This window comes from Nocardia spongicola (genome assembly GCF_047200775.1).
Lineage (GTDB): Bacteria > Actinomycetota > Actinomycetes > Mycobacteriales > Mycobacteriaceae > Nocardia.
Genome location: NZ_JBJZOO010000024.1, coordinates 1 through 10,689 on the forward strand (window position 1 = coordinate 1; position 10,689 = coordinate 10,689).

9 protein-coding genes and 1 riboswitch are annotated in these 10,689 nt (G+C 63.0%); of the genes, 2 read left to right on the forward strand and 7 right to left on the reverse strand.

Annotated features, from left to right (window positions below):
- Positions 1-58: 58 nt before the first annotated feature.
- From ACL02S_RS22910 to ACL02S_RS22940, 7 genes are all read right to left on the reverse strand, one after another.
- A complete protein-coding gene (locus ACL02S_RS22910; RefSeq protein ID WP_412804556.1) occupies positions 59-805 on the reverse strand; it encodes a succinate dehydrogenase/fumarate reductase iron-sulfur subunit in 747 nt (248 codons plus the stop codon).
- Positions 806-807: 2 nt separating this feature from the next.
- On the reverse strand, positions 808-2,748 hold the full coding sequence (locus ACL02S_RS22915; RefSeq protein ID WP_412804557.1) for a fumarate reductase/succinate dehydrogenase flavoprotein subunit: 1,941 nt from the start codon (positions 2,746-2,748) through the stop codon (positions 808-810).
- 25 nt (positions 2,749-2,773) lie between these two features.
- Positions 2,774-3,604, reverse strand: coding sequence for a succinate dehydrogenase subunit SdhC (gene sdhC, locus ACL02S_RS22920; protein ID WP_412804558.1), 831 nt, complete (start codon positions 3,602-3,604; stop codon positions 2,774-2,776).
- A gap of 471 nt (positions 3,605-4,075) precedes the next feature.
- Positions 4,076-4,363, reverse strand: coding sequence for an Rv0250c family protein (locus tag ACL02S_RS22925; protein ID WP_412804559.1), 288 nt, complete (start codon positions 4,361-4,363; stop codon positions 4,076-4,078).
- Between the two features lie 189 nt (positions 4,364-4,552).
- Positions 4,553-5,515 carry an alpha/beta fold hydrolase gene (locus ACL02S_RS22930; RefSeq protein ID WP_412804560.1) on the reverse strand — a complete coding sequence of 321 codons (963 nt, stop codon included), beginning with the start codon at positions 5,513-5,515 and terminating at the stop codon, positions 4,553-4,555.
- A gap of 368 nt (positions 5,516-5,883) precedes the next feature.
- Positions 5,884-7,839: an acyl-CoA dehydrogenase family protein gene (locus ACL02S_RS22935; RefSeq protein ID WP_412804561.1), complete on the reverse strand. Its 1,956-nt coding sequence runs from the start codon at positions 7,837-7,839 to the stop codon at positions 5,884-5,886.
- A gap of 172 nt (positions 7,840-8,011) precedes the next feature.
- The gene (locus ACL02S_RS22940; RefSeq protein WP_412804562.1) at positions 8,012-9,193 is read right to left on the reverse strand and encodes a DUF8462 domain-containing protein; all 1,182 of its coding nucleotides are present in this window, start codon (positions 9,191-9,193) and stop codon (positions 8,012-8,014) included.
- Between the two features lie 148 nt (positions 9,194-9,341).
- Between ACL02S_RS22940 and ACL02S_RS22945 the strand changes: the two genes are divergently transcribed.
- Positions 9,342-9,596 carry a hypothetical protein gene (locus ACL02S_RS22945; protein ID WP_412804563.1) on the forward strand — a complete coding sequence of 85 codons (255 nt, stop codon included), beginning with the start codon at positions 9,342-9,344 and terminating at the stop codon, positions 9,594-9,596.
- Positions 9,597-9,859: 263 nt separating this feature from the next.
- Positions 9,860-10,011: riboswitch (cyclic di-AMP (ydaO/yuaA leader) on the forward strand.
- A gap of 78 nt (positions 10,012-10,089) precedes the next feature.
- Complete coding sequence (locus tag ACL02S_RS22950) at positions 10,090-10,689, forward strand: C40 family peptidase (protein ID WP_412804564.1); 600 nt, start codon at positions 10,090-10,092, stop codon at positions 10,687-10,689.

The window sequence follows — 10,689 nt, forward strand, 5'->3', positions numbered from 1 at the left end:
CAATGCGACGCCGATCGGCAGATAGTCGAACCCGGTCGGCCGTTCGGTGTACTACGTACTAGCGACGGAAGAGCTTGTTGCCCAACCAGACCAGTGGGTCGTATTTTCGATCGGCGACCCGCTCCTTCATCGGGATCAAGGCGTTATCGGTAATCTTGATGTGCTCTGGGCAGACCTCGGTACAGCACTTGGTGATATTGCATAAGCCGAGTCCCTGCTCGTCCTGTGCCAGATCCCTGCGGTCGCCGACATCCAGTGGATGCATCTCCAACTCGGCGATTCGCATCAAGAACCGTGGCCCGGCAAACGATTTCTTGTTCTCCTCGTGGTCACGTACTACGTGACAGGTGTTCTGGCACAGGAAGCATTCGATGCATTTGCGGAACTCCTGTGAGCGCTCCACATCTATCTGCCGCATCCGGTAATCGCCTGGCTTGAGATCATCCCGTGGTGTGAAGGAGGGTATTTCCCTGGCTTTTTCGTAGTTGAACGAGACATCGGTGACCAGATCCTTGATTACCGGAAAAGTGCGCATCGGCGTCACGGTGATCACTTCGTCCTCGGTGAAGCTCGACATCCGTGTCATGCACAGTAGCCGTGGCCGACCGTTGACCTCGGCCGAACAGGAACCACACTTGCCTGCCTTGCAGTTCCAGCGGACAGCCAAGTCGGGTGCCTGGGTGGCCTGTAGCCGGTGGATGATGTCGAGCACGACTTCGCCTTCGTTCACCAGTACGGTGAAGTCGCGCAGCTCGCCGCCGTCGAGATCGCCGCGCCAGACGCGGAATTTGGCGTCGTAACCCATCTTTACGCCTCTCGCTCCGTCGAATTACCGGCCGTAGCCGGATGCCCGGCGAGTTCTACCGGGGTGTAGTACTTTTCGAGCTCGCCGAGATCGAAAAGGGCGAGCAGATCCGGTCGCATGGGGACCTGCTCCTTGCGTTCCACCACAACAGTGGGGATCGGGTCGCCTGCCGTGCGCGGGTTCACCGCACAGACAAGCAAGGTGTTTCGCCAGTCCGGGTCCATCGCCGGGTGATCGTCTCTGGTGTGTCCGCCACGGCTCTCGGTGCGCAGCAGTGCAGCCTGCGCTACGCATTCGCTGACCAGCAGCATGTTCTGCATATCGAGCGCGAGATGCCAGCCGGGATTGAACTGGCGATGCCCCTCCACGGTGACCTGCTGGAAGCGAGAGCGCAGCTCGGCGAGCTTCTCGATCGCCGAATGTATTTCGTGCTCTTTGCGGATGATGCCGACCAAATCGTTCATCGACTGCTGCAGATCGGTGTGCAAGGTGTAAGGGTTCTCCCCGGTGCCGTCCGAGGCGGGATCGAACGGTGCCAGTGCGTTTTTCGCTGCTTCGGCGACGTCGGTCTCGGCAATCGACGGCCGCGTGTCCAGCTGTTCCACATAGGCGGAGGCACCGAGGCCCGCGCGCCTGCCGAACACCAGCAGATCCGACAGCGAGTTCCCGCCGAGCCGATTGGACCCGTGCATTCCGCCGGAGCATTCTCCCGCGGCGAACAGACCGGGTACCGTCGCCGCTCCGGTATCCGGGTCGACCTCGACTCCACCCATTACGTAGTGGCAGGTCGGCCCGACTTCCATCGGCTCTTTCGTGATGTCCACGTCCGCGAGCTCTTTGAACTGGTGATGCATCGACGGCAGCCGTCGCACGATCTCTTCGGCGGGCATCCGGGAAGCGATATCCAGGTAGACGCCGCCGTGTTCGGTGCCACGGCCCGCTTTGACCTCTTCGTTGATCGCGCGCGCGACTTCGTCACGTGGCAGCAGGTCGGGCGTGCGGCGCGCGGAATCGTTATCGCGCAACCACTGGTCGGCTTCCGCTTCGGTCTCGGCGTATTGCCCTTTGAAGACCGGCGGAATGTAGTCGAACATGAACCGTTTGTCCTCGGTGTTCTTCAGCACTCCGCCGTCGCCGCGTACCCCCTCGGTGACCAGGATGCCCTTCACACTCGGTGGCCAGACCATACCGGTCGGGTGGAATTGCAGGAACTCCATATTGATCAGCGTCGCGCCCGCGCGCAGGGCCAGTGCGTGTCCGTCGCCGGTGTACTCCCAGGAGTTCGAGGTCACCTTGTACGATTTGCCGATACCGCCGGTCGCCAATACCACGGCGGGGGTCTCGAACAGGATGAAGCGGCCGGATTCGCGCCAATAACCGAATGCGCCGGAAATCCGGTCGCCATCCTTGAGCAATTCGGTGATGGTGCACTCGGCGAACACTTTGATGCGGGATTCGTAGTCGCCGGTCTCCGCGAAATCCTCCTGTTGCAGCGAGACGATTTTCTGCTGCATGGTGCGGATGATCTCCAGGCCGGTCCGGTCGCCGACATGCGCGAGCCGTGGATAGGTGTGGCCGCCGAAGTTACGCTGGCTGATCCGGCCGTCGGTAGTCCGATCGAACAGGGCGCCATAGGTTTCCAGTTCCCACACCCGGTCGGGTGCCTCTTGGGCATGCAATTCGGCCATGCGCCAGTTGTTCAGAAACTTTCCACCGCGCATCGTGTCCCGGAAATGGACCTGCCAGCTGTCTTTTTCATTGGCGTTACCCATCGATGCGGCGCAGCCGCCTTCGGCCATTACCGTGTGCGCTTTGCCGAACAGCGACTTGCAGACCACCGCGACGGACAGCCCGTGTTCTCTGGCCTCGATCACCGCCCGTAATCCGGCGCCACCCGCGCCGATCACAACGACGTCGTAATTGTGCCGTTCCACTTCTACCATGCGGAGAAACTCCTCAGTGCGGCGGTCAGTCGATGAACCGCAAGTCCGAAATCGTGTTACTGGCGACCAACATGACGTAGAAGTCGGTCAGCACGAGCGTTCCGAGCGTGGTCCAGGCCAGCGTCATATGCCGGGTGTTCAGCTTGGAGACCTGAGTCCAGAACCAATAGCGCACCGGATGCTCGGAGAAGTGCTTGAGCCGCCCGCCCGCGATGTGCCTGCAGGAATGGCACGACAAGGTGTAGGCCCACAGCAAGAGCACATTGCCGAGTAGCACGATATTGCCGAGGCCGAAGCCGAAGCCCCCGCTCTTGCCATGGAAGGCGATGATGGCGTCGTAGGTGTTGATCACCGAGATCACCACCGCCACGTAGAAGAAGTAGCGGTGCGCGTTCTGGATGATCAGCGGCAGCTTGGTCTCACCGGTGTACTTCGCGTGTGGTTCGGCCACGGCGCAGGCGGGCGGGGAGAACCATACCGACCGGTAATAGGCCTTGCGGTAGTAGTAGCACGTCAGCCGGAAGCCGAGCAGGAACGGCAATGCCACGAAACCGAGCGGCAGAATCGCGGGTACCTCGCCGATCGGGGTGCCGAAGTGACTCGCCCCCTCGACACACGAGGTGCTCAGGCACGGTGAGTAGAACGGTGTCAGGTAGTGGTAGTCCGGGACCCAATATGCCGTGCGCACATACGATCTGACCGTCGCGTAGATCACGAACGCGGCTAGTCCGAGCGCTGTGAATAGTGGGGGGACCCACCATCGGTCGGTGCGCAACGTGCGTTGTGAGATTCGGGCTCTCGTTGTACTGAATACGCCGGTGCCCGATTCCGGGGCGGCGGTCGGTGCGGCATTCACAGGAGGATGCCTCGCTGATCTTGTATGCGGGTGGTCATCATTACCTCCGCGATCGAATGTGATGCTGTGCACCTTACGACAACACTGCTATCGGATGAACGGGCTGATAGCCCGATCCGGCCGCGGTATCAGTGATTTGCGACACAATCTACTGCTGATTCGGGTGGCGATCGTGCCCGGCGATCGTGCCGTGAATCCGGTGTGCGGGGCTCAGTGTGATGAAGCCGCTACCGCGGTGATCTCGCGCGGTGCTCGGCAGCACGTCATCTCGTACGACATGATCGCCGGAGCCACGCTGTCGCTTCTGGTGGTGTGCCTCACGTAGCGATGACCGGATGCGGTATCTCCCGCACCCGGCTCGGATGACCTGATGGGTGCCGCCGGTATGGCTCGCCTATGGCGAGTGGTTATGGGTAACGGCAGGTGAGTCCGCCTCGGTTGCCGAGGCGGGCCTGCCGCTCCGTGGTGGTGCTATGTGGTCCGCGGGCGGGAATGAAAGCCCAGCCCCTCGTCTTGCGCACCCATCCAGGCGGCCTCGTCGGATTTGCTGTCCGGCACGTAGATGATCTCCTGTGGGCGGCGGTGCACTTCGGTAGGAGGTGACTGTTCGAGTTCGTCGGCATCGATGACCAAGCGCTCGAGGTCGTTCTCCAATCGGCGGACACTGCCGACGTCACCGTAGTGGGTGCGCAGGACGCCGATGGACTGCCGGAGCTGGCCTACCGCATAGCGCAATTCCGCGAAATCACTGTGTGTCATCGATACCTCCTGTACTCCGTGGCGGACAAGCGAACTCGGCGGGAGGGACGCGGGCGCCTGTCTGCCTCGGATCACATGTCACCGAGTTGTGTGACTCACCACACAACGTGATCTACAACACAGTACAGAAAGAATGCGATTTTGGCTCGTATGCGGCCGAAATCGTCGGCGCTGAGGAGCTGTCACAGGTCAGCAAGCGGCGGGGTATTCGGGGCCGATGCGCAGTGCGGAGAAAGCTCGTTCGACAAGTCCGACGATAGACAGCGCGACTTCTTCGGCCCGCTCGAGTATCACGCCGTGCCCTGCTCCTTCCAGGCGTACCAGTTCCGCGCCTGCCAATTGGGAGGCCAGCACCACCGAGTGCGCGAACGGGACGATGATGTCGGAGGAGCCGGAAAGCACCAGGACCGGGATGGTGTCGAGGCGGTGCAGGGTGGCTGTCTCGTCGAAGGTGATCAGCGAGTGCAGGAAGCCCGACATGGTCAGCAATGGGGTGTCGTTCAGTATCGCGGTGGCCAGTGCGGCTATGCGTGCGTTCATCCTGCCCGCGCCGAACTCTGCCCCACGCACGATCGATCGGAGCAGATGCCGGGTCAGCCACTGGGATGCCCGCATGAGGTGGGGTGCGCGGAGGATGGCGACCTGCAGTGAATTCACCGCGCGCCGAGTCAGGAGGCGGGCAGGTCCTACTTCGGTGAGTCCATTGGCCACACCCGCGAGCAGGCCGACGCCGACGATCCGCCTGCCGATGGCCTCCGGGTGTAGCCGGGCGTAGGCGAGTACGACCATGGCGCCCATCGAATGGCCGATCAAGATCACCGGACCGACCGGGACGACCGATCGCAGTACGGTATCCAGATCATGGCCGAGTTGCTCGATGGTGTAGGTCGACGGATGCCCCGCTCCGGACGCGCCGTGGCCGCGGTGGTCGTAGAACACCATTCTGGTGCCGATTCCCCACTGCTGGAGCAGGCGCTCGCGCAGGGCGGACCAGGACTCGGCCCGCAGGCAGTGCCCGTGGACGAATACGACGGTTGCGGGAGCGTTCTCGGCGCCGAGGATGTGCACCGCGAGCGGTACACCGTCATCGGCTGACACTGTGACGTGGTGGCCGTCGTAGTCCGCTGCGCGAGGGGCGATAGTCGTGGACATGGCGCACTCCTGAGGCGAGGCGTCTTATCGGCGCTTCTTGTCCAGTTGTCGACTCGGAATGCCCCCTCGTTACAGCAGAATACCTGCTGTTATGCACAAGTTGTACAACTGATGCCGCAGACTGCTCGAATACTTGTCAGGTGAATCTACGAGAGAATAGGGAATTTACTATACATGCCAGGGCAACCCTCGTCACCTCTTCACCGACCCGGTTGCTCACGGTGCGGGCCGAAGGGCAGTCGGCTGAATCAGAGAAATCTGCTGCTCTCTACTGATAATTCGATACTTCCGAATAATGCACGAGCGCCCGCCGTCAACAGTGGTCACGCGGCTTCCGGCTGTGACGACGGGTTCGCCCGTGAGTCGGTTCAGGCCTTCGTCCGGTTGCGAGTGGAAGGGAGGAACGGGTGTAGGAGGTTCGCCTCGGTCGACGGGCCCATCTGCCACTCCGCGATCCATGGACCGGTGCCCTCGCTCGGATCCAGCGGCCCGTCTTCCAGCCATTGATAGCGGCCGTCGAGCACACCGCGGGTGAGCGTGCGATCGTCGTCGTCGGTGTTGTCCCACAGCGCGTCGAACAGGGTACGCACCCGCACCCTCGATTGCCTGCAGAAGGTATCGGCCAGTTCTTCGGCGGCCTTACCCTCCGGTGCACCCGATGCGCGCATTTCCTTGGCACGCACACAGGCAGCCGACATGGCGAACAGCTCTGCGCCGATATCGACGATCCGGCCGAGGAAATTCTGCCGGTATTCCAGACCGGTCTGCCAGCGCCCCATCGCGTACATCAGCGATCTGGCCTGTTTACGCGCATTGCGCTCGACGAATCGCATGTGCCGGGCCAGCACACCGAATTCGGTATAGGCCGCGGGTACTGTTCCCGAGCCGACGGCCAGCTGCGGGAACCACTTGGCATAGAAGCCGGTCGCTCCGACCGCTGCCTTCGCCTTGTCTTTGAGATCGGCATTGCGGTCGACCAGTGCACCCGCCGCCGCCATATGCGCATCGGCCATCTCCCTGGCGATCAGCAGTCGCATGATCTCGCTGGAGCCCTCGAAGATGCGATTGATCCGCAGATCGCGTGCCCATTGCTCGGCGGGGACGGCGCGCTCACCCCGAGCGGCGAGCGAGGCCGCCGTCTCGTAGCCGCGGCCGCCGCGGATCTGCACGAGTTCGTCGGCGATCCGGCAGCCCATCTCGCTGGCCCACAGCTTGCCGAGTGCCGCCTCGATCCGGATGTCGTTGCGGTCTTCATCGCACATGACGGCCGATAGATCGAGCGTCGCCTCCAGTGCGAACGTGGTGGCCGCGATGAATGCGATCTTCTGGCCGACAGCCGCGTGCTCGCCGACCGGCCTGCCCCACTGCACCCGCTGCGCGCTCCACTCCCGCGCGATCTTCAACGACCACTTCGCGGACGCGGTGCACGTCGCGATGATCGCCAGCCTGCCCGCGTTCAGTGTGGTGAGCGCGATCTTGAGGCCATCACCCTCGCGACCGATCAGATTGCGCTTCGGCACAAGGACGTTGTGCATCCTGGTCAGCCCGTTCTCGATGCCGCGCAGACCCATGAACGCGTTGCGCCGCTCCACGGTGATCCCCGGTGAATCGGCTTCGACCACGAATGCCGAGACGCCACCGCGATGTCCTTCGCTCTTCGGCACCCGCGCCATCACGACCAGCAGTTCGGCGACGGTGCCATTGGTGGTCCACAGCTTGACGCCGTTGAGTTCGTAGGCCTCGCCGTCTTCGGTGGGGGTCGCGGTGCTGGCGATCCTGGCCGGATCGGAGCCGACATCGGGTTCGGTGAGCAGGAACGCGCTGATCGCGCCGGCTGCGCAGCGGGGAAGGAATTCCGCCTTCTGTTCCGGGGTACCCGCCAGTTTCAGCGGTTCGGGCACGCCGATGGACTGATGCGCAGACAGCAGTACATTCAAGCTGGTGTGCACCGAGCCGACCAGCATCATCGCCCGGTTGTAGCCGTACTGAGACAGCCCCTGGCCACCGTACGATTGTGGGATCTTCAGGCCGAAGCAACCGAGTTCGGCCAGGGCCCTGACGTATTCGTCCGGGATTCGGCCCTCGGCCTCGATCACCGATCCGTCGAGGGACTCGCACAACGCGCGTAGCCGACTCAGAAATGCCTCAGTGCGCGCGGCGTCTTCGGGACTGGGCTTCGGGTAGGGATGGATCAGATCGAGCCGGAATCGCCCCAGAAACATCTCCTTCGCGAATGACGGCTTGGCCCAACCTTTTTCGCGGGATTCCTCGACCAGTGCGCGGGCTTGTTCTTCGGTGGCGTCGACTTTCGCTGGTGTCGCCATGGTGTCCTCCCTCGGAGGTGATGAGAATCACATTCGAGTGTAGGAGGCTTGGTTACTTGCCGGTAGCAGAAACGGTCGAGAGAAATATACGAAAATCTACTATTTTTAGAAGAAAGGTTCAGAATCGGTGATGCATTCTCGGTCGAGGTCGGCCGAGCAAGGTCAGGGCGGATCAGACCGAGCGGAGATAACGACCGAAGTGCGGCACGGTGAAACCGATAGTGCCGCGTTCGGCGGAGTAGATCAGCCCCTTCTTGATCAGGCCGTCGCGGGCGGGCGACAGCGAGGCCGGTTTGCGCCCCAGTTCATTGGCCACCGCCGCCGTGGCTACCGGGCCGTCGTCGCCGGAAAGATCGGCCATGGCGCGCATGTATTCGCGTTCAGCCGGCGTTGCTCGCTCATAACGGGAACCGAAGAACCCCACCGCCAGTTCTTCCTCGGCCGCGGGGGCGGCGACCTCGACATCTTCGGCCGTGATCGGGCTCTCCGGTGCCTGGTCCCAGGTCGCCTTGCCATACGCTTGGACGAAATAGGGGTAGCCGTCGGCCTTGTGGTACAGGGCATCCAGTGCCGTACTGGTGAATTTCACGTCCTCGCGCTGGGCCGGTGCGATCAACGCTTGATCCGCCGACTCTCGGTCCAAGCGGTCGATGCGGTGGTAGCTGAACAGTCGCTCCGAGTAGCTTTTCGAGGCGGACAGTACCGCGGGAACATGTGGGAGGCCCGCGCCGACCACGATCAGCGGAGCGGCGTCCTGGCTCAGCTCATGGCATGCGCCACAGATCGCGGAGATATCGGCGGGTCCGAGATCCTGTATCTCGTCGATGAAGATCGCGATGCCGACGCCGATATCACCGGCCAGCGCGGCCGCTTCCATCAACAACTCCACCACATCGATCTCGATATCGCCGGAATCGGCCCTGCCGCGCACCGCGGGGACATCGATACCTGGCTGCCAGCGCTCCCGCATTCCCTTGTCCGCTGTGGCCCGCAGCGCGAAAGCTTTGAGGATGCCGAGAAAATCGTCTACCCGCTCCGGATTCCGATGCGCCATCGCGATCGCGCGCACCGCCATATGCAGCGCTGAGGACAGCGGGCGGCGCAGTTCTTGGTCCGGCCGTGCCTCGATCTTGCCGGTGCCCCAGCCACGCGAGATCGCGGCTGAACGAAGCTGGTTGAGCAGTACGGTCTTTCCGACTCCACGCAGTCCGGTGAGCATGACACTACGTTCGGGCCGACCACGTGCGATGCGTTCAAGCACGATATCGAAAGCTGTGAGTTGCTTATCGCGCCCGGCCAATTCGGGCGGGCGCTGTCCCGCGCCAGGGGCATAGGGATTCCGCACGGGGTCCATGCTCTGACACCGTAGCGCGTCACATTCGATGATCTGGGCACATCTACGGCGTGTCCTAGATAGCCTTAGCGATCCGTATTGCACTATTGGTCCTGTCGCCGGCTCGAAGCCGGCGGTTCGCCGGAACGGTCTGTGAAAACGGAGGGGTATGTCCGAAGAAGTAGCCCCGGCCACTACCGCCGAGGTCGTCGGATCGTGGAACGTCCCAGCGGGTGCCGCGGTGGCCCAACGCATCAAAACCAATATCCTCATCGCGATCGAGCAGGGGTATGACGACCCGCAGTTGGTCGCCGACCTCGCAGTGGGTCCGCTGGTGATGGCGCTGGGCAGGTTGGAGGTCGAACTGGCCGACGCGCGGGGCAGAATCGACGAACTCGAACGTATGGTGCGCGACGCGGTGTAGTACCGCCCGTGGTGCGGTGTACGGAGCGGGCTGTCTACCGAGGTACGGCGGTCGATATGGCACGGGGTGCGGCGGGGCAGGCGAGACCTGATCGTGATCCGGCGATGCGTGGTTGCTGCTCGTCGATCGCGTCGCGGCCATGGCGGTAGGAAAACTGGCAGCTCTGTGCGCTGGACAAGCACGCTCCGGCATCGTAATCTCTTCGTGACTTCGTGGAACAAGTCGTTTTGTAAGAGAAACGGCGCCACTGGTTACCGCCTTGACGACATGCGGGGCCGATCGGTCTCGGTTGTCGTGCCGGGGATCCGCAGGTTCATCCGGGTGCATCCTTGCGGCCGTTTTTCGGTCGCGAGGTAGGGCCGCTCTCCCGGTCCGAACCCGTCAGCTGATCCGGTCGGCGGGAGAGTAGCGAGATCGGAGACGTAGCTCGGTGGGTAAACACAGCTTGCAGCGGGATTCTCGAGTTCCGAATTCCGTCAAGGGTGCGATTGTCATGGGTGCGGTGGCCGCCACCGGTGCGCTGCCCGCGATCCCCGCCATGGCCGCGACCATCAATGTCCCCGGTATCGGCGACTTCGACGTTCCCGTCCCGCCGGAATTCGAGCAGTCGGTCGAACAGCTCAATCAGCAGATCCAGGAGGCGTTCGCGGCCGCCCCGGCTCCCCAGGGCCCCGGCCTCCCGCAGGTGGCTCCGCAGGCCCTTGGTCTCCCCCAGGCGGCGATGCCGGAGCTGTTCGCGCAGCCGGCCACCGCCGGTGACGTCGCTCTAGATGCCGCCAAGACCAAGGTCGGCGCCCAGTATTCTTGGGGCGCGGCCGGTCCGGTCTCCTTCGATTGCTCCGGCTTGGTTCAGTGGGCTTTCCGGCAGGCAGGCGTCGACCTTCCCCGCACCAGCTTCGAACAGTCCCATGTCGGCGCTCCGGTCTCCTACCAGAACCTGCGGCCGGGTGACATCGTCATCACCAACGGCGGTGGTCATGTCGGCATCTACGCGGGTGACAACATGCTGTTGAATGCGGTACAGGCGGGTCAGCCGGTGTCCTACACGCCGCTGCGCCCCGATATGGTGGTTACCGCACGCCGTATCGTTTAA

Coding starts and splice junctions, on each gene's coding strand:
- ACL02S_RS22910 (WP_412804556.1), bottom strand. CDS start 805: ATGGGTTACGACGCCAAATTCCGCGTCTGGCGCGGCGATCTCGACGGC.
- ACL02S_RS22915 (WP_412804557.1), bottom strand. CDS start 2,748: ATGGTAGAAGTGGAACGGCACAATTACGACGTCGTTGTGATCGGCGCG.
- ACL02S_RS22925 (WP_412804559.1), bottom strand. CDS start 4,363: ATGACACACAGTGATTTCGCGGAATTGCGCTATGCGGTAGGCCAGCTC.
- ACL02S_RS22930 (WP_412804560.1), bottom strand. CDS start 5,515: ATGTCCACGACTATCGCCCCTCGCGCAGCGGACTACGACGGCCACCAC.
- ACL02S_RS22935 (WP_412804561.1), bottom strand. CDS start 7,839: ATGGCGACACCAGCGAAAGTCGACGCCACCGAAGAACAAGCCCGCGCA.
- ACL02S_RS22940 (WP_412804562.1), bottom strand. CDS start 9,193: ATGGACCCCGTGCGGAATCCCTATGCCCCTGGCGCGGGACAGCGCCCG.
- ACL02S_RS22945 (WP_412804563.1), top strand. CDS start 9,342: ATGTCCGAAGAAGTAGCCCCGGCCACTACCGCCGAGGTCGTCGGATCG.
- ACL02S_RS22950 (WP_412804564.1), top strand. CDS start 10,090: ATGGGTGCGGTGGCCGCCACCGGTGCGCTGCCCGCGATCCCCGCCATG.